The 18,302-nt window shown below is 61.9% G+C and carries 14 protein-coding genes (1 of these 14 running past the window's edge); 5 read left to right on the top strand and 9 right to left on the bottom strand.

The window, feature by feature from the left end:
• Positions 1 to 419: 419 nt before the first annotated feature.
• The gene (locus AC3WMV_RS14265) at positions 420 to 887 is read right to left on the bottom strand and encodes a hypothetical protein (RefSeq protein WP_098967989.1); all 468 of its coding nucleotides are present in this window, start codon (positions 885 to 887) and stop codon (positions 420 to 422) included.
• A gap of 256 nt (positions 888 to 1,143) precedes the next feature.
• Between AC3WMV_RS14265 and AC3WMV_RS14260 the strand changes: the two genes are divergently transcribed.
• Complete coding sequence (locus tag AC3WMV_RS14260; protein ID WP_492561392.1) at positions 1,144 to 1,413, top strand: DUF6124 family protein; 270 nt, start codon at positions 1,144 to 1,146, stop codon at positions 1,411 to 1,413.
• Between the two features lie 243 nt (positions 1,414 to 1,656).
• Here AC3WMV_RS14260 and AC3WMV_RS14255 read toward each other — a convergent pair whose 3' ends face one another.
• The 3 genes from AC3WMV_RS14255 to inhA all read right to left on the bottom strand — a co-directional run bounded on the left by AC3WMV_RS14255 (position 1,657) and on the right by inhA (position 5,037).
• Positions 1,657 to 3,222, bottom strand: coding sequence for a methyl-accepting chemotaxis protein (locus AC3WMV_RS14255; protein WP_003223402.1), 1,566 nt, complete (start codon positions 3,220 to 3,222; stop codon positions 1,657 to 1,659).
• 102 nt (positions 3,223 to 3,324) lie between these two features.
• Complete coding sequence (locus tag AC3WMV_RS14250; RefSeq protein ID WP_103368402.1) at positions 3,325 to 4,116, bottom strand: CPBP family intramembrane glutamic endopeptidase; 792 nt, start codon at positions 4,114 to 4,116, stop codon at positions 3,325 to 3,327.
• 234 nt (positions 4,117 to 4,350) lie between these two features.
• A complete protein-coding gene (gene inhA, locus AC3WMV_RS14245) occupies positions 4,351 to 5,037 on the bottom strand; it encodes an isonitrile hydratase (RefSeq protein ID WP_103368403.1) in 687 nt (228 codons plus the stop codon).
• An 89-nt stretch (positions 5,038 to 5,126) separates the two neighbouring features.
• Between inhA and AC3WMV_RS14240 the strand changes: the two genes are divergently transcribed.
• On the top strand, positions 5,127 to 6,110 hold the full coding sequence (locus AC3WMV_RS14240; RefSeq protein WP_103368404.1) for a GlxA family transcriptional regulator: 984 nt from the start codon (positions 5,127 to 5,129) through the stop codon (positions 6,108 to 6,110).
• On the opposite strand, the gene AC3WMV_RS14235 is transcribed toward AC3WMV_RS14240, so the two are convergent.
• From AC3WMV_RS14235 to AC3WMV_RS14220, 4 genes are all read right to left on the bottom strand, one after another.
• A complete protein-coding gene (locus AC3WMV_RS14235) occupies positions 6,079 to 6,972 on the bottom strand; it encodes an alpha/beta fold hydrolase (protein WP_103368405.1) in 894 nt (297 codons plus the stop codon). The genes AC3WMV_RS14240 and AC3WMV_RS14235 overlap by 32 nt on opposite strands.
• 176 nt (positions 6,973 to 7,148) lie before the next feature.
• Positions 7,149 to 7,538, bottom strand: a complete 390-nt coding sequence (locus AC3WMV_RS14230; protein ID WP_027614207.1) for a hypothetical protein — start codon at positions 7,536 to 7,538, stop codon at positions 7,149 to 7,151.
• A 391-nt stretch (positions 7,539 to 7,929) separates the two neighbouring features.
• A complete protein-coding gene (locus AC3WMV_RS14225) occupies positions 7,930 to 9,756 on the bottom strand; it encodes a glycoside hydrolase family 15 protein (RefSeq protein ID WP_103368406.1) in 1,827 nt (608 codons plus the stop codon).
• On the bottom strand, positions 9,749 to 10,549 hold the full coding sequence (locus AC3WMV_RS14220) for a glucose 1-dehydrogenase (protein WP_103368407.1): 801 nt from the start codon (positions 10,547 to 10,549) through the stop codon (positions 9,749 to 9,751). Before AC3WMV_RS14220 ends, AC3WMV_RS14225 begins: the two co-directional genes overlap by 8 nt.
• 252 nt (positions 10,550 to 10,801) lie before the next feature.
• Between AC3WMV_RS14220 and AC3WMV_RS14215 the strand changes: the two genes are divergently transcribed.
• The gene (locus tag AC3WMV_RS14215; RefSeq protein WP_103368408.1) at positions 10,802 to 11,983 is read left to right on the top strand and encodes an MFS transporter; all 1,182 of its coding nucleotides are present in this window, start codon (positions 10,802 to 10,804) and stop codon (positions 11,981 to 11,983) included.
• 182 nt (positions 11,984 to 12,165) lie between these two features.
• Here AC3WMV_RS14215 and AC3WMV_RS14210 read toward each other — a convergent pair whose 3' ends face one another.
• Complete coding sequence (locus AC3WMV_RS14210) at positions 12,166 to 13,299, bottom strand: cupin-like domain-containing protein (protein ID WP_103368409.1); 1,134 nt, start codon at positions 13,297 to 13,299, stop codon at positions 12,166 to 12,168.
• Between the two features lie 133 nt (positions 13,300 to 13,432).
• On the opposite strand from AC3WMV_RS14210, the gene AC3WMV_RS14205 reads away from it, so the two are divergent.
• Both AC3WMV_RS14205 and AC3WMV_RS14200 read left to right on the top strand, forming a co-directional pair.
• Positions 13,433 to 14,167 carry a thioesterase II family protein gene (locus tag AC3WMV_RS14205; RefSeq protein ID WP_096797563.1) on the top strand — a complete coding sequence of 245 codons (735 nt, stop codon included), beginning with the start codon at positions 13,433 to 13,435 and terminating at the stop codon, positions 14,165 to 14,167.
• Positions 14,168 to 14,396: 229 nt separating this feature from the next.
• Positions 14,397 to 18,302 carry the 5' portion of a non-ribosomal peptide synthetase gene (locus AC3WMV_RS14200; protein WP_103368410.1) on the top strand. Its footprint extends 8,415 nt past the window's final position, so only the first 3,906 of its 12,321 coding nucleotides appear in the window; it begins with the start codon at positions 14,397 to 14,399; its stop codon lies off the right edge, out of view.

The raw sequence follows: 18,302 nt of genomic DNA, 5'->3' as shown, positions 1-18,302 counted from the left end.
CACGCAATCCCTGTGGGAGCGGGCTTGCTCGCGAAGGCGGCCTGACAGCCGACTATTCTCTTACTGACTGCACGCAATCCCTGTGGGAGCGGGCTTGCTCGCGAAGGCGGCCTGACAGCCGACTATTCTCTTACTGACTGCACGCAATTCCTGTGGGAGCTGGCTTGCCAGCGATGGCGGCCTGGCAGCCGACCAATTCCTTACTGAAGTACCCGGCCCTACTGTGGGAGCGAGCCTGCTCGCGAAAGCTGTCTTCCGCGCGCCATCCATTTCTAACAGGCAATAAAACCCCGGAGGCTTTCGCTAACCGGTTTTTCACGATCAAAAGATCGCAGCCTGCGGCAGCTCCAAGGAGTCATTCTTTCAAATTACATTGAAGGGGTACTCCTCCGGAGTTGCAGCGAGCACCCCTGCCAGATCTAGCCAGCATCCGACGGTCTCAGTCTCGTCATGGTGAAAGTCCCCTTGGGATTCAGGCGATAGCGATGACTTTTGAATACGGCCTCGAATGATCCCGTAGCGATATCCGTTTCAGCATCATATTTAACGCTGAGGATCGCCGAGTCGGCGTCCACCGAAGCCATTCCGATAAATCCCGGCGGCGCAGGGATCCAATGGCTGTGAACAAATGTCAGCCCGTTGTCGAAGTTATAGACGCCTGTGAGTGACTCATCGGATTGGTAGGGCAGAGTCATGGAGAATGAAAAATAGCTTTCATCGTCGAAATTTCCTGTTCCTCCACTGATGGACCAATACCGCTCGCCCAAGAACTCGTCCTGATAGAAAGATCTGAATTTCGCTGTTTTCCGTTTACCGCCCAATCTCCATTGAAACCTGTCATCACTGACGAGCGGTTTTTTCGGGAGAAACATAACGTGCGTGGTCATTGTTAAACCTGCCTTTTAGATTGAGAGGAGGTGTTACAACCGACTGCAATTACGGTTTTTCTTGATATGCGCTTGAACAGGTGTGCGTCTACTGTCAGATCTGACAGCTAGGCAACCAGACTTATATGTGCTGGTCAGCTAATAACGTTGCCGAGACTGCGTGAATATCCATTGCCGCGGTAACGGCCACTTAAGGTTTCGCCCTTACGACGACTCACTTTTTTGACAAATACCTCAAAAGTAAGCAAAAAAACGCTTGTTCCAACGTTCGGCCCGCTCGCTGGAGCTCGGGGTTCCTTCGCTCCGGGATCGATCCGGGGGGCAGCGCCTACGGTTTGCTTCGCTGCACCTCCTCTTGATCGCCGAGGCTTGCGAATCGTTGTCGTCGGCCAAAGTCATGGCTGGCAATATCGCCAACTCAATCGGCGGCCCGGAGCGCAAACCGCTGCTGGCGCTGCAACAGCTGATCATGTTGAACGAGCTGTTGGTCAATCGACTGCTGGACAAACTGCGGTTGCCTCAATAATTCGCTGGCCGTTATGGCCTCTACGCGAGCAAGCTCGCTCCCACATTGGTTCTGCGTACACAGGACTGAATGTGGGAGCGAGCTTGCTCGCGAATGCGGTCTGCCAGACACCATCAGTTTCAGACCGGCAACAAAAAGCCCGGACGCTTTCGCTGCCCGGGCTTCCAGGTCAAAAGATCGCAGCCTTCGGCAGCTCTACAGGTGATCGGTGTAGGAGCTGCCGCAGGCTGCGATCTTTTGCTTTTAGCGGTTAAACCGCTCCACCAACGAATACTGAGTATTCGCAGTCTTGGTCAGCTCTTCACTCAGCAACGCCGAGTTATGCGCCTGTTCCGAGGTCTGGTCCGCCAGTTCCGAAATGTTGCTGATGTTGCGGCTGATTTCTTCAGCCACGGCACTTTGCTCTTCCGTCGCTGCAGCGATCTGGGTGGTCATGTCCGTGATGTTGGCCACCGCTTCGCTGATGCCGACCAATGCCTGATCCGCTTCCAGTACCCGCGCCACACCTTCTTCGGCCTGGCGATGCCCGGCTTCCATGGTTTGCACGGCGCTGGAGGCAGTCTGCTGCAGCTTGGCGATCAGGGCATGGATCTGCCCGGTGGATTCGCTGGTGCGTTGCGCCAGTTGACGGACTTCATCAGCCACCACGGCGAAGCCACGGCCCATTTCGCCGGCACGTGCCGCTTCGATGGCGGCGTTGAGGGCGAGCAGGTTGGTCTGGTCGGCGATGCCTTTGATCACGTCGACCACGCCGCCGATTTCGTCGCTGTCCTTGGCCAGTTGGGTGACGGTCAGGCCGGTTTCGCCGACCACCACCGACAGGCGCTGGATGGCTTCGCGGGTTTCGCCGGCGATGTCGCGGCCGCGACCGGTCAGGCGGTTGGCTTCCTGGGTGGCGTCGGCTGTGCGCTGTACGTGGCTGGCCACTTCCTGCGTGGTGGCGGCCATCTGGTTGACGGCGGTGGCGACCTGTTCGGTTTCCACGCGCTGGCGTTCCAGACCGCTGGAGCTGTTGTGCGCCAGGGCGTCGGACTGTTTCGCTTGATCGGTCAGGTGCTCGGCGGTGTCCTGCAGACGGGTCAGGCAGGTTTTCAGGCGCGCTTCCTGGCTGAGGATCGACATTTCCAGACGCGCCTGCGCGCCACGGCTGTCGGTGTACATCTGCGCGATCAGCGGGTCGGAGGTGGTCTGCTCGGCCAGACGCAGCAGGCGCTTGAGCCCGCGTTGCTGCCATTGCAGGCCCATCAGGCCCAGCGGCACCGACAAGCCGGCAGCGAGGGCAAAGCCCCAGTGCGAGTTAAGGGTCGCGCCGATCACGAAGCTCAACTGGCTGACCAGAATGAATGGCAGCCAGTCCTGCAGCACCGGCAGCCATTTGTCGCTGGAAGGGATTGCCGACTTGCCCTGGTTGATGCGTTGGTAGAGCGCTTCGGCACGGCGGATCTGTTCGGCGGTGGGTTTGATCCGCACCGACTCGTAACCGACCACCTGATTGCCGTCGAACACCGGTGTCACGTAGGCGTTCACCCAGTAGTGGTCACCGGATTTGCAGCGATTCTTGACAATGCCCATCCATGGCAAGCCTTGTTTCAGTGTGCCCCACATGTGCGAAAACACCGCAGCCGGGACGTCGGGGTGACGAACCAGGTTGTGCGGCGCACGGATCAGCTCTTCACGCGAAAACCCGCTGATTTCGACGAAAGCGTCGTTGCAGTAGGTGATCACGCCTTTAGCGTCGGTTGTGGAAATCAACCGCTGCTGAGCCGGGAAAGTCCGTTCGCGTTGTGTAATGGGCTGGTTATTACGCATGGTTTTTCAATCCGCAAGGCTTTGAAAGGTTGTCGGCGCTGTCAGGAAATTATTGAAGTTTTTTTTCAGATATAAGTACGGCGTCGCAAAACCGCTCTTGCTTCAACCGGCCAGCATCGGATAGGTAAACAGCGCAAAATGCAGCAGGTTCAGCCCGAAATGCGTGGCGATCGCCGCAGCAAGGCCACCGAAACGGTAGGCCAGACCATAGCCGACACCCGCCAGACCCGCCAGCAACACCCAGTGCCATCCCGCGCCCAGATGCGCCAGGGCAAAGATCAGCGACGCCAGCAGCAGAGCGAGGTTGTCGCCGTGGGGCAGGTGCTTGAACAGGCGGCTCAAACCGCCCTGTATATAGCCGCGAAACAGCGCTTCCTCGACCAGCGTCACCAACAGCAAATTGTTCAGCAGCCACAGCCATGCCTGATCAGGCCACTTCGGCGCCCAGGCAATCATGCCGAACAACAGTGCGCCGCCCAGTGCCAGGACGGCGCTCAACGTCAGGGCGAGGACGCTGGCGTACACCGTCGGACGCAGCGAGCGTGCCGCGACAATCCACGGGCAGGCGAGCAACAGCCAGAAGCCGATCAAGGGTTTATCCAGATTCAGGTACATCGCAAACGGCACAGCGTCGTCGGTGAAACGCAGCGGGGCAATGGCCCGGCCGTTGGCGAATCCCGGCAACCAGTGCAGCGCCAGCGACAGGGCGAGGAAGATGAACACGGCATGCCCCAACAGGCGCGCCACCGGCACCTGCTGTTGGCGCACGGCGAAACCGGTCACCAGCAATAGTCCCACGGAGATCAGCGCGAGCCAGCCGAGTTGGCCAAAGCTCAACGCCAATCCATAACCGAGGCTGAGAAGTGCCAGATAGAGCCATGGCAACGCCTTCATCGAAAGTCCTTGTGCAGAATTTTGTGGAAGGGCTTTCTACACGGGTGAGGGCGTGGGGACAAGTAAAGGTGAGGCGGGATGCGGGGACAGGCTCCAAACCTGAGGCCATCCACAAAACCCATTGTGGGAGCGGGCTTGCTCGCGAATGCGGTGTGTCAGGCGATAAAAATCTCGACGGATACACCGCATTCGCGAGCAAGCCCGCTCTCACAGTAGATCTGTGTGGCTGAGGAATCAGCGCAGATCGAGTTTCGCCGCCGCGCGCTCGGTGATTTCCGTGCGCAGTTTCAACGAAGGCGCTGCACGGTGCCGAGCCTCATCGACGACAGCACTCGGCGCCGTCTGCGGGCTGCCCGATTCAAACGGCGGTGCCGGCGCATATTCCAGCTGCAGTTGAATCAACTGCGCCGCCTCGGCCCCCACCAGTTCGGCGGCCAGCACCAGCGCAAAGTCGATGCCTGCGGTAATCCCGCCACCGGTAAACAGATTGCCGTCGCGCACCACCCGGTCCTGCACCGCAATCGCGCCGAGTTTCGGCAGCAGTTCGTGATAGGCCCAGTGGGTGGTCGCACGTTTGCCTTTCAGCAGTCCCGCCGCGCCCAGCACCAGCGAACCGGTGCACACCGACGTCACATACCTGGCCTGCGCCGCCTGACGCTTGATGAACCCCAGCGTCTGCTCATCTTCCATCAGCGGCCCGACCCCGGCGCCGCCGGGAATGCAGATCACATCCAGATTCGGGCAGTCCTCGAAGGTGGTGGTCGGTTTCAACAGCAGGCCGGTGCTGGCGGTGACCGGCACCAGATCTTTCCAGATCAGATGCACCTGCACATCCGACAGCGAGGCCAGCACGTCATAGGGACCGGTCAGGTCGAGTTGCTGCACCTGCGGAAACAACAGAAAACCGATCTGCAACGTCATGGGGGATTTCTCCATTTGAGGGGTGGACGGCTTCACTGTAGGCGCGTAGGTTCTGGCGTATACGCCAATAACCCCACGAATTACGCCAAATGCCCAAAGCCATTCACGTGCTCGCGTTCGCCAACATGCAGATCCTCGACGTCACCGGCCCGCTGCAAGTGTTCGCCTCGGCCAACGACATCGCTCGCCAGCGCGGCTTGCCGGTGCCGTATGCGCCGTCGGTGATCGCCAGTGAGGGTGGGGCGGTGATGTCCTCGGCGGGGCTGGCGGTGTTGGCCGAACCGTTGCCGCAGCAGGACAGCGATACCTTGATCATCGCCGGTGGCTGGGGCATTTACCCGGCGGCGGAGGATTTGGCACTGGTGGACTGGGTGCGGGAGCATGCGGCGAAATGCCGACGCGTCGCCTCGGTGTGTACGGGGGCATTTCTACTGGCGGCGAGCGGCTGGCTCGACGGACGTCGCGTGGTCACCCATTGGACCCGCTGCGAACAACTGGCCCAGCAGCACCCGAAGCTGCAGGTCGAAGCCAACCCGATCTTCATCAACGACGGCCCGGTCTGGACCTCGGCCGGCGTCACCGCCGGCATCGATCTGGCGCTGGCGATGGTCGAGGAAGATCTGGGCCGCGATATCGCCCTCGACGTCGCCCGGCATCTGGTGGTGTTCCTCAAACGCCCCGGCGGGCAGTCGCAGTTCAGCGTGACCCTGGCCCTGCAGAATCAGGGCAATCGCTTTGATGAGCTGCACGCCTGGATCGCCGAAAACCTCACCTGCGACCTCGGCGTGCCGACCCTGGCCGAACAGGCCGGCATGAGCGAACGCAGTTTCGTCCGCCACTACCGCGCCGACACCGGCCAGACCCCGGCCCGCGCCATCGAACTGATCCGCGTCGAAACCGCCCGGCGTCTGCTCAGTGACACCGGGCTGCCGGTGAAACGGATTGCGGCCAATTGCGGGTTTGGCAGTGAAGAAACATTGCGCCGCAGTTTTCTGCGGGCGATCGGGGTGACGCCGCAGGCGTATCGGGAGCGGTTTTCGGTCAGTGCTGGAGCAGATCCAGTAATGCCTTGAGGGTTTGCTGCGGTGCTTCTTCGGGAATGTTGTGGCCGATACCGGGCAGGACGCGCCTTTCGTACGGGCCGGTGAAGTGCGCAATGTCGTCATCTATTTCCGGCGCCGGGCCGACCCCGTCATCGGCACCGCACAGAGAAATAGTCGGCACACTGATCGGCGGTTGTTTGATCAACGCGTCTTCGATCCATTGCAGCGCCGGATCGCCTGCGGCATACATGAAGCGATGACGGTAGGAATGGATCACCACGTCAACAAAATCCGGGTTGTCGAAGGCCGTAGCGCTCAGCGGATAACGTTCGGCGTTGCGTGCCCAGGTCGGTGACCACAATTTCCACAGCAGCTCACAGAACGCCCGCCGATTTTGCGTCAGGCCCGCGACGCCGCGTGGCGTGTGGAAATAGTACTGGTACCAATAACGGTGCTCGGTCTCGGGATCCAGTGGTCGGGTCGAATTGGCGATGTCCTGCACGTTATAGCCATCCCCCGTCACCAACCCGCGCACCCGCTCGGGAAACAGCGCCGCAACGATGCACGCTGCCCGACCGCCCCAGTCGTAACCGCAAAGCGTGGCCTGTTCGATACCCAATGCATCCATCAACTCCAGCAAGTCCTGAGCGAGGGCTGCTTGCTGGCCGGAGCGCAGTGTTTCGGGGTGGTTGAAGCGAGTCGGCCCGTAACCGCGCAGGTACGGGACGATCACCCGATAACCGTGGGCGGCGAGGACCGGGGCGATTTCGTCGTACGCCCGAGGCGAGTAGGGGAAGCCATGCAGCAATATGACCGCGTCGCCGCTGGACGGGCCGTGCTGTTCAAAGGCAACGCTCAAGTTGGGTGTCGGTACGCGTTGAATGTCAGACACGGCAGACTCCACAGCAATTGGGCGTCAGGCAACACTAGACCATTCCTTTGTGGCGAGGGAGCTTGCTCCCGCAGGCCTGCGCAGCAGGTCCATTGAAGTATGGGGTCGCTTCGCAACCCGCCGGGAGCAAGCTCCCTCGCCACAGGTGAAGCGTCACTTGCCGGGGTTGCTTCTCCTTAAGCCTCAGCTTCCGCCACCTGATTGAAATACTTCGTCCGATCCGGGGTAAACGTTACCCGCATCTTCGTCCGCGAGCAGGTCAGCGAACGTTCCTCACCCAGATCAATATCCAGATCCTCGCCCCGCAAGCCCTGCCACTGGGCGAGGTATTTCAGCGAGCCGTATTTCTCGTTTTTCTTCAGGCTGCGGCTCACGCCACCTTTCCAGCCGAGCACCGGCAGTTCGCCGGCGAGGCATTGTTGCGCAAGGTCGGGGAAGCGGGTGGCGCGCTGGCGGCCGATTTCCCAGCACTTGATCAGGCCTTTGTCGGCGGCTTCCCACAGTTGGGTGCGGGTCAGGCCGGTGCGCAGGGGCGTGGCGATGGGGCGGTGGACGTGCTGGGTCATTCTGGTTCCTTGAATTCGGGTTTTATTGGACAGCTCCGCTGTGCCCGTTGCGGTGGATGGTAGGGGGGGATGTAACAGCTGGCAACAGGGTATTTCAGGGTGTAAGTGCAGGTTGCGGGGGAGGGATTTGCCTGGGTGTTGTTTAGAAGAAGCAGGAACAAACCACGCAAACTGTGGCGAGGGGATTCATCCCCGATCGGCTGCGCAGCAGTCGCAAAGCCATGCAATGCGGTACTGCCGAACAAATAAGCAGGCAAAGAGCGGGGCCGCTGCGCAGCCCGTCGGGGATAAATCCCCTCACCACAGGAGATCTGATTCTGTTTATTTCTGTGTAGGGGTTAGCCCGGCGAAGCGCGCTGATGCGGCATATTTCCTACAGACACTGACGAAATTACGGCTGCCAAACACTCTTCTCCCCACTCAAACGCCGATCAAGAAAACTCGCCGCACTGATCAGCGCCAAGTGCGTCAGTGCCTGCGGGGTATTGCCCAGATGGCGGCCCTTGCTGTCGAACTCTTCGGCGTACAGCCCCAGCGGGTTTGCGTAGCGCAGCAGTTGTTCAAACTCAAGATGCGCCTTTTCCACCTGACCGGCCCGGGCCAGGCATTCGACGTACCAGAACGAGCAAGCGGCGAAGGCGCCTTCGGTGCCGGCCAAACCGTCGATATTGGCGTCATCGTTACGGTAGCGGTAGACCATGCCGTCGCGCACCAGAGACTTTTCGATCGCTTCCAGAGTCGATAACCAGCGTGGGTCCTTGGCGCTGACGAAACGCACCAGCGGCATCAGCAGCATCGAGCCGTCGAGCGCGGTGCCGCCCTTGTACTGGACGAAATGCCCGCGCTCCTCATCCCAGAAGTTGTCCCAGATGTCGGCGTAGATCGCCTGCCGGGTCTGATCCCACTGGACGAACGGCGCCGGCAGCGAGCGTTTCGAGGCCAGGCGGATGGCCCGGTCAAGCGCCACCCAACACATCAACCGCGAGTGCAAGAAGTGATGTTGCTCACCGCGCATTTCCCAAATGCCTACATCGGTTGTCTGCCAGGTCTCACACACCTGATCGACCACTTCGCGCACGTGTTTCCAGCCCTGGTGGGAAATCGCGTCGCCGTACTTGTTGACCAGGTACACCGCGTCCATCAGTTCGCCAAAGATATCGAGCTGAATCTGATCGTACGCGCCATTGCCGATGCGCACCGGTTGCGCGCCACCATGACCGGAAAGGTGCGTGAGTTCGGTTTCCGGCAGCTCCTGGCGACCGTCGATCGCATAGAGGATGTTGAGTTTGGTCGAATTTCCCTGACAATCGCTGACCCGCCCACGCAGCCAGCCCATGTAGGCGTTGGCCTCGTCGACAAAACCCAGGCGCATGAACGCGTAGACGGTGAATGAAGCGTCGCGGATCCAGGTGTAGCGATAGTCCCAGTTGCGCTCGCCGCCGGGGGTTTCCGGCAGGCCGAAGGTGGCGGCGGCGAGGATCGCGCCGTGCTTGCGCGAGGTCAGCAGCTTCAACGCGAGGGCCGAACGATTGACCATCTCCCGCCAGCGCCCGCGGTAGTTGGACTGGCCGATCCAGTCGCGCCAGAACTTCAGCGTGCGCTCCAGGCACATTTTTGCGCCGTCATCCTTGAAGCGCGGATCGTCGGCGCCACCGAGGACGAATTCGGCGTGCTGATCCTGTTTCAAGCTGAAGGAAGCAACGGCCGCTTCGCCATCGATGTGCAACGCCTGATCCGTCACCAGCCGCAACGACGGCTGACCTTCGGCGCTGAAAACCACCGATTGTTCGTCCATCTGCGCCCGAGTGTTGGCGCGGGCATAGTCATGGCGCACCGCGCAGCGCATGTGAAACGTCGCTTCACCGCTGACCACCCGCACCCGGCGCATCAGCAACGGCAGGTCATCGACACTGTCGCCGATCGGCAGCAGATCGGTGATTTCCACCACGGCCTGTTCGCTGAGCCAGCGCGTTTGCAGAACGTTGGTGTCCGGCAGGTAGATCTGTTCGCGTCGGGCATCGGGCAAGTCCGGGGCGAGCTGGAAAATTCCTGCCTCGGGCGTGTCGAGCAGTGAACAGAAGATCGACGGGCTGTCGAATTCCGGCCAGCAGAAAAAATCCACGCTGCCCTTGTCGTTGACCAGTGCGGCACTGCGCAGATCACCGATGATGCCGTGGGCGTCGATCGGGCTTTGTCGTTCAGGATGATGCTCAGCCATTGCCACGAAACTCCGGATAAAGACTCATGCCGCCGTCGATGAACAGGGTGGTGCCGACGATGTAGTCGGCGGCGTCGGAAGCGAGAAACACCACCGCGTTGGCGATGTCCTCGACATCGCCGATGCGACCGTAAGGGATCAGATCCAGCAGCTTCTCACCGGCCGCGCCTTCTGTGGCTTCTTGATTGATTGCCGTGCGAATCGCCCCCGGCGCGATGCCGTTGATACGGATGCGCTGCTGGCTGACTTCCTGGGCGAGGGTCTGCATCAACTGATCGACGCCGCCCTTGGACGCCGCATAGTTGACATGCCCGGCCCACGGAATGCGCTGGTGTACGGAGCTCATGTGAATGATCTTGCCGGCCGCGCGGGACACGCCTTCACGCACACCCTGGCGATTGAAAATCCGTAGCGCGGCGCGGGCGCAGAGGAACTGGCCGGTGAGGTTGACGCCGATCACCGTGTTCCAGTCTTCGAGGGTCATGTCGACCGCAGCGGCATCCTTTTGCAGGCCGGAGTTGGCCACCAGAATATCCAGCGAGCCAAAGGCCTCGAGGGTCTCGGCGAACAGCCGTTCAACCTCGTCTTCCTTCGACACATCGGCGCCGATGGCCAGTGCCTGACCGCCGTCGGCGATGATTTGCTGCGCCAGCGCCTCGGCAGGTTCGGCCTGACGGTTGTAATTGATCACGACGGCTGCGCCGGCAGCAGCCAGCGCTTTGGCGGCAGCGTGGCCGATGCCGGAGCTGGCGCCGGTGACCAGTGCCACTTGGCGGGCGAGGGATATTTGCATGCGAAGTCGTGCCTTGAGTGAGGGCCTATTTAGCTGACTGGTCGCAAGCCATGAGAGTTCATTCGACGGTGCGGTGTTGTGGTGAATATGCCGGCCTCTTCGCGAGCAGGCTCGCTCCCACGGTTAGAATGCGCTGCCCCCCGTGGGAGCGGGCTTGCTCGCGAAGGGGCCTTCACATTCCACCAACAATTGTGCGCTTCCACGCTCATCAACCTTTATGGCAACTTGGCGGCCCCTGATGAGGCTGTCCCCATGGCAAACCCCTACCGCGAATTATTCACCGCCCCCGGCGCCCGGGCTTTTGTACTGGCCGGGATGATCGCGCGCATGCCGATTTCCATGACCGGTATCGGCGTGATCACCATGCTCTCGCAGCTCAAGGGCGGGTACGCGCTGGCCGGTGCGGTGGCGGCGACGTTTGCCCTGGCCACGGCGTTTTGTGCGCCGCAGGTGTCGCGGCTGGTGGATCGTTTCGGCCAGGGCAAAGTGCTGCCGTTGTCGGCATTGATCGGTGGCGGGGCGCTGTTGATGTTGCTGCTGTGTACGCGTTTGCAGGCGCCGACCTGGACGCTGTTCATTTTCGCCGCGCTGGCCGGGTGCATGCCGAGCATGTCGGCGATGGTGCGTGCGCGCTGGACCGAGATCTATCGCGGCCAGCCGCAATTGCAGACTGCCTATGCGCTGGAATCGGTGCTCGATGAAGTCTGTTTCATCGTCGGCCCGCCGCTGTCGGTGGGTTTGTGCGTAGTGGCGTTTCCCGAGGCCGGGCCGTTGGCCGCGCTGTTGGCGCTGGCGATCGGGGTGACGGCGTTTGTCGCCCAGCGCAGCACCGAGCCGGCGGTGCACCCGCAGGAATCACAGCATCAGGGTTCGATCATTCGCTCGACCGACGTGCAATGGCTGCTGGCGTTGATGCTTGCCATGGGCGTCATCGTCGGTGTGGTCGATGTGGTCGATGTGGTCAGCGTCGCCTTCGCCCAGCAGCAGGGCCAGCCGGCGGCGGCGAGCATCGTGTTGTCGGTGTACGCCATCGGCTCGTGTCTGGCCGGGATTGCGTTTGGCGCGATGCGTTCGAAACTGCCGTTGCCGCGCCTGTTTCTGTACGGCGGCGTGGCGACGGCGGTGACCACGCTGCCATTGTTGCTGGCGAGCAATATTTTCGGTTTGTCGCTGGCGGTGTTTGTCGCGGGATTGTTCTTCTCGCCGACGCTGATTGTTGCCATGGCGTTGATCGAGCGCATTGTGCCGCCGGCCAAACTGACTGAAGGCCTGACCTGGCTGGTGACGGGGCTGAGTATCGGCGTGGCGATCGGCGCCGCCGGCTCGGGCGCGTTGGTGGATGCGTTTGGCGCCCGCAGCGGATTCTGGCTGGCGATTGTGGCGGGGGCGGTGGTGTTGGCGTCGGCGTTTCAGAGTTATCGGCACCTGAAATAACCACCCGGCATTGATGAGCTGTTGTGGTGAGGGGATTTATCCCCGATGGGCCGCGAAGCAGCCCCAAATCCAGCCAGCCCTTTCCTTCAGAAGAAGCGTGCCGGGTGAGTTTGCGACTGCTGCGCAGTCGATCGGGGATAAATCCCCTCGCCACAGAGTTATCCACACAAGCAGCGAATGGGTTACCAACCACGTCCCGAATTCACCCAGAAATTCACCGACAGTGACGTCGACACCGATTCCACCTGATGGAACCAGCCCTCCGGCAGAAACAGCAGATCCCCGGCCTCCAGCGTCACGCGCAGGAACGTCACATCGCGTGCTGCGGGAAAGCGCTCGTAGTCCGGCGCGTCGGGGTTGAAGTCGCAGCCATCCAGGCCACCCTTTGGCGCTGTCGACCAGGTGCCCAGCGCCTCGCGGTGATGCGGGGCGGCGAGGGTGAACTGCTTCTGGCCCCAGACCTGCGCGAACAGGTTGTCGGTGTCGTCGCGGTGCAGCGGCGTCAGCGTGCCTTTGGGGCCGATCCAGATGCGTGGCGGGATGAACAGCGAGGCATCGAAGTAGGGCGGGTACTTGATCTGCTGCAGCAATTGCGCCGGCAGGATGTTGTTGCCCATGTAGGCCGGTGGTTCGCCGTCAGCCCGTTTGACTGCCGGTTGGTCCAGCGAGGCAATGAACTCGGCCATCGACGTCGAGCGGAAATCACGTTCGGTGGAAAAGGTTTTCTTCACGTAATCGCCGTGGCGGGTGATGCCCTGCAGTTCGGCGAAATGCACCAGTGATTCCTCGCGACTGAGCTTGAACAGCGGCCAGTCCTGCAAGGCATTGCTGATCACCACCGGGATGCCGTTGGGCAAGTATCTGCTTTTGAATTCGCTGACCGACAATTCATCGCGCGCATGGCGCTCGATGCGGGTCTGCACCGGCAGCCCTGCGGTGAGTTGTTCGCTGAAGCGTGGCGGGGTCGGGTAGCGCTTGTTCATGTCGACCTTTTGCGCCACTGCGCCACCGTGCATCGCATGCTCGATTATCTGCGGCAGCAGCGTCGCCAGGCCCATGTTGCCGCCGATTTTCAGGCGTCCGCTGGCGAACAGTTCTTCGACATTGACTTGGCCGCCCATGATCCCGAGAAAATCGCTCTCGGCGACTTCAATGGTCACGTCGGGGCTGGGATGGCGTCCGGGCGCGGTGCGACTGCTGGCCTTGACCTCCGACCAGTAGGCCTGCTGCGGGCCAAACACGAATTGGAAAACGCCTTCGATGCCGACGGCACCGGCGTTGGCGAACAACTTGCCCAGGATGCTCTGCAGGTCCACGGTGAATCCTCGTTATTGGTTTTGGCCTGAACAGTTAACGAGCGCCTGTTGGCGCAATTTACCGGCGCGCGACTAATTTGCCGGGGGCGTAATCCGTTTCTCTCTACAGACAAATTTTTCGAGGAAAAGCTGGGTGAACAAGCTGACCCTGCTGTGCCTGCCGTACTCCGGCGCCAGCGCCATGGTCTACAGCCGCTGGCGGCCAAAACTGCCGCAATGGCTGCAACTGCAACCGGTGGAACTGCCGGGGCGCGGTGCACGTTTCGACGAGCTGCTGCACACGGATATGCGTGCGCTGGCGATGCAACTGGCCAAGGAATTGCGGCCGAATCTCAAAGCGCCGTATGCGTTGTTCGGCCATAGCCTGGGCGCGCTGCTGGCCTGCGAAATCGCTCACGCGCTGCGCGCATTGGGCTGTCCGGAACCGGTGGCGCTGTTTGCCTCGGGCACGGCGGCGCCGACGATGCGCGCCGATTACGATCGCGGTTTTGCCGAGCCGAAAACCGACGCCGAGCTGATCGATCAATTGCGCACGCTCAACGGCACCAGCGAAGAAGTGCTGGCCAATGCCGAGCTGATGAGCCTGACCCTGCCGATCCTGCGCGCGGATTTTCTGCTCTGCGGCAAATTCGAGCCGTTGCAGCGGCCGTTGCTCAACTGCCCGGTGCACGTGCTGGGCGGCAAGGCGGATCGCGCGACCACCGAACAACTGATCGGCTGGAGCAAGGAAACCCGCGGCAGCTTTTCGGTGGACATGCTCGCCGGCGGGCACTTCTTCATTCATGAGCATGAGGCCAAAGTGCTCAAGGTGATCAAGGATCAGCTGGAGGGCCATCATCGTCGGCACAGCCTGATGGCCGTCGTGTAAACCGATTCTGCGGATTCATCCGAGACCCTGTGGGAGCGAGCCTGCTCGCGATAGCGACCTGTCAGTCAATGTTGCAGTGACTGATCTATCGCTATCGCGAGCAGGCTCGCTCCCACAGGGTTTTGTCTGTCTGACAGTTGTTCTCATTCGCTAATTTTTCCGGTCTGCATTCGTTTTATAGGGACGACGTGCCTTTGTGCTTCCTGCCTACTGATCCGGATGCTGAGAAATGAATGCTGAAGACTCCTTGAAACTTGCTCGCCGGTTTATCGGGTTGCCCCTGGAAAAGCGCCAGATGTTCCTCGCGGCCCTGCACAAGGAGGGCGTGGATTTCGCGCGGTTCCCGATACCGGCCGGCATCGCAGCCGAGGATCGTCAGGCGCTGTCTTACGCGCAGCGCCGCATGTGGTTCCTGTGGCAACTCGACCCGCAGAGCGGCGCCTACAACCTGCCCGGTGCGGTGCGGCTCAACGGGCGGCTGAACCTGGCGGCGCTGGAGCAAGCCTTCACCAGTCTCGTGGAGCGTCACGAAACCCTGCGTACGGTGTTCCAGCGCCAGGCCGATGACAGCCTGCTGCAAGTGCCAGCCACCGCGCCGCTGCTGATTAACCGGGAAGACTTCAGCGCATTGCCGGCCAGCGAGCGCGAGCAGGCGGTGATCCGCGCCGCCGAACAGCAGTCGGTGCTGCCATTTGATCTGGCGGTCGGCCCGTTGCTGCGAGTGACCTTGCTCAAGCTCGCCGAGCAGGAACACGTGCTGCTGCTGACCCTGCATCACATCGTCTCCGATGGCTGGTCGATGAACGTGTTGATCGACGAATTCATCCGTTGCTACGACGCGTTCGACGCCGGGCAGGCGCCGCAATTGCCGCCACTGCCGATCCAGTACAGCGACTATGCGCTGTGGCAACGCCGCTGGCTGGAGGCCGGTGAGCAGGCGCGCCAGCTCGACTATTGGCAAGCGCAACTGGGCGACGAACACCCGGTGCTGGAGCTGCCACTGGATCATTCGCGCCCGGCGATGCCGAGCTATCGCGGCACTCGTTACGAGTTTGCGGTCGACGGCCAACTCGCCGAGCAACTGCGTAGCACCGCGCAACAACATCAGGTCACCGTGTTCATGTTCCTGCTCGGCGCTTTCAATGCGCTGCTGCACCGTTACACCGGGCAGACCGACCTGCGTGTCGGCGTGCCGATCGCCAACCGCAATCGCGGCGAGATTGAGGGCCTGATCGGCTTCTTCGTCAACACCCAAGTGCTGCGCACGCAGCTGCACGGCCAGACCCGGGTCGATGAACTGCTGCGGGCGGTCAAGGAAACCGCGCTCGGTGCCCAGGCGCATCAGGATCTGCCGTTCGAGCAACTGGTCGAAGCGCTGAAGCTGGAACGCAGCCTCAGCCACACACCGCTGTTCCAGGTGATGTACAACCATCAGCCGCACGTCGCCGATATCGCCACCATCAGCACCGCATCCGGCCTGCAACTCGACAGCCTCGACTGGCAGAGCCGCACCACCCAGTTCGACCTGACGCTGGACACCTGGGAGAAGGGCGGCAAGCTGCACGCCGCCCTGACCTACGCCAGCGACCTGTTCGATGCACCGACCATCGAACGCATGGCGCGGCACTGGCTGCGCTTGCTGACGGCGATGGTCGCTGATCCGTCGCAGCGCATTGGTGAGTTGCCGCTGCTGGAGGCAGACGAGCAGCGCATGCTGGTGCACGACTGGAACAACGTCCATGCGCAGTACCCGAGCGACACGCCGATTCATCATCTGATCGAAGCGCAGGTCGCGCGTACGCCGCAGGCATCGGCACTGGTGTTCGGCGAGCAGACCCTGAGTTACGCCGAACTGGATGCCCGGGCCAATCGCCTGGCGCATCTGCTGCGCGAACAAGGTGTGCAGGCGGACAGTCTGGTCGGCGTTTGCGCTCTGCGTTCGGTGGAAATGGTCGTCGCGCTGCTGGCGATTCTCAAGGCCGGCGGCGCCTACGTGCCGCTGGATCCGGAGTACCCGCAGGAGCGTCTGGCCTACATGATCGAGGACAGCGGCATCACCTTGCTGCTGACGCAACAGGCGCTGCTGGCAGCGCTGCCGACTGACGGCGTAAACGTCATCACCCTGGATCAGCCGGGGCTGCTCGACTGTTACAGTGATAGCCGTCCGGAGGTCAGCGTCGATCCGCTGAACCTGGCGTACGTGATTTACACCTCCGGTTCCACCGGCAAGCCGAAGGGCGCCGGCAACAGCCACGCGGCGCTGGTCAACCGTTTGTGCTGGATGCAGGAAGCCTATGCGCTGGACGCCAGCGATTCGGTGCTGCAGAAAACCCCGTTCAGTTTCGACGTGTCGGTGTGGGAGTTCTTCTGGCCGCTGCTGACCGGCGCGCGGCTGGTGGTGGCTGCGCCGGGTGCGCACCGTGATCCGCTGCAACTGATCGATAGCATCAACCGCTATGGCATCAGCACGCTGCACTTTGTGCCGTCGATGTTGCAGGCGTTCATTCACGAGACCGGCGTGGAAAGCTGCAGCGGTCTCAAGCGGATTGTCTGCAGCGGTGAAGCGTTGCCGCTGGATGCGCAGCTGCAAGTCTTCGCCAAACTGCCGAACGCCAGCCTCTATAACTTGTACGGCCCGACCGAAGCGGCCATCGACGTCACCCACTGGACCTGTGTCGATGAAGGCGCGGACAGCGTGCCGATCGGCCGGCCGATCGCCAACCTGCGCACCCATGTCCTCGATGCCGAGTTGCTGCCGGTGCCGAGCGGTGTCGCCGGTGAACTGTATCTGGGCGGCGCCGGGCTGGCGCGCAGTTATCACCGGCGTCCGGCGCTGACGGCCGAACGTTTTGTGCCGTGCCCGTTCCATGACGGCGCGCGCCTGTACCGCACCGGCGACCGTGTGCGGCAGCGTGCCGACGGGGTGATCGAATACCTCGGGCGTCTCGACCATCAGGTCAAGTTGCGCGGTTTGCGCATCGAGTTGGGCGAAATCGAGACCCGCCTGATGCAGCACTCACTGGTGCGTGAGGCGGTGGTGCTGGTGCAGGGCGGCAAGCATCTGGCGGCGTATCTGGTGCTGGAGCAGGCGCAGGCCGACGAACAGTGGCAGCAAGACGTCAAGGCGTGGCTGCTCGGCAGCCTGCCGGAATTCATGGTGCCGACCTACCTGATCACCCTCGATAAATTGCCGGTCACCGCCAACGGCAAACTCGACCGCAAGGCCTTGCCGCAACCGGATGCCGCGCCACAACAGGCGTTCGTGGCGCCACAGGACGCCATGCAGAAAGCCCTCGCGGCGATCTGGGAAGCTGTGCTCGGCCTCGACCGCGTCGGCCTCGAAGACAACTTCTTCGAACTGGGCGGCGATTCGATCATCTCGATTCAAGTGGTCAGCCGTGCGCGACAGGCCGGGATCCGCATCAGCCCGCGTGACCTGTTCCAGTACCAGACCGTGCGCAGTCTGGCGCTGGTCGCGAGCCACGATCATCTGTCCTCGGTGGATCAGGGCCCGGTGACCGGCGACGCCGTGCTCGGGCCGATCCAGCAGGATTTCTTCAGCCGCGCGATGCCGGTGCGCGAGCACTGGAACCAGTCGTTGCTGCTGACCCCGCGTGAGGCGTTGAACGCGCAATGGCTCGATGCGGCGCTGACCCACCTGATCAATCACCACGACGCCTTGCGCCTGCGTTTTGTCGAAGGCAGCGAAGGCTGGCAGCAAAGCCACGGCCCGCTGCTGAGCAGCGCTGAGCTGTGGCAACGCGATGCCGAATCTGCCGAACAGTTGCAGGTGTTGTGCAACGAAGCGCAGCGCAGCCTCGACCTGCAAAACGGCCCGTTGCTGCGGGCGTTGCTGGTGACCATGGCCGACGGCTCGCAACGACTGGCACTGATCATTCATCACCTGGCGGTCGATGGCGTTTCCTGGCGGGTGCTGCTGGAAGATCTGCAGCAGGCTTACGAGCAACTGGCGGCGGGTGGCGGCATTCAGTTGCCGGCGAAGACCAGCGCGTTCCAGAGCTGGACGGCGCGTCTGGCGCAGGATGCGTCGCGTTTCGATGAGCAATTGGGTTATTGGAAAGCCCAGCATCAGGGTGCCAAGGATCTGCCGTGCGACCGCCCGGATGGCAGCCTG

This window comes from Pseudomonas sp. FW305-3-2-15-E-TSA4 (genome assembly GCF_058787295.1).
The sequence above is the reverse complement of the archived record's forward strand: the minus strand, read 5'-3'. Positions and strand labels throughout refer to the sequence as shown.

Bases quoted from the DNA above. Each gene is read 5' to 3' on its own strand.
- AC3WMV_RS14265 (WP_098967989.1), bottom strand. From the start codon at position 887: ATGACCACGCACGTTATGTTTCTCCCGAAAAAACCGCTCGTCAGTGAT.
- AC3WMV_RS14255 (WP_003223402.1), bottom strand. From the start codon at position 3,222: ATGCGTAATAACCAGCCCATTACACAACGCGAACGGACTTTCCCGGCT.
- AC3WMV_RS14250 (WP_103368402.1), bottom strand. From the start codon at position 4,116: ATGAAGGCGTTGCCATGGCTCTATCTGGCACTTCTCAGCCTCGGTTAT.
- inhA (WP_103368403.1), bottom strand. From the start codon at position 5,037: ATGACGTTGCAGATCGGTTTTCTGTTGTTTCCGCAGGTGCAGCAACTC.
- AC3WMV_RS14240 (WP_103368404.1), top strand. From the start codon at position 5,127: ATGCCCAAAGCCATTCACGTGCTCGCGTTCGCCAACATGCAGATCCTC.
- AC3WMV_RS14230 (WP_027614207.1), bottom strand. From the start codon at position 7,538: ATGACCCAGCACGTCCACCGCCCCATCGCCACGCCCCTGCGCACCGGC.
- AC3WMV_RS14225 (WP_103368406.1), bottom strand. From the start codon at position 9,756: ATGGCTGAGCATCATCCTGAACGACAAAGCCCGATCGACGCCCACGGC.
- AC3WMV_RS14220 (WP_103368407.1), bottom strand. From the start codon at position 10,549: ATGCAAATATCCCTCGCCCGCCAAGTGGCACTGGTCACCGGCGCCAGC.
- AC3WMV_RS14215 (WP_103368408.1), top strand. From the start codon at position 10,802: ATGGCAAACCCCTACCGCGAATTATTCACCGCCCCCGGCGCCCGGGCT.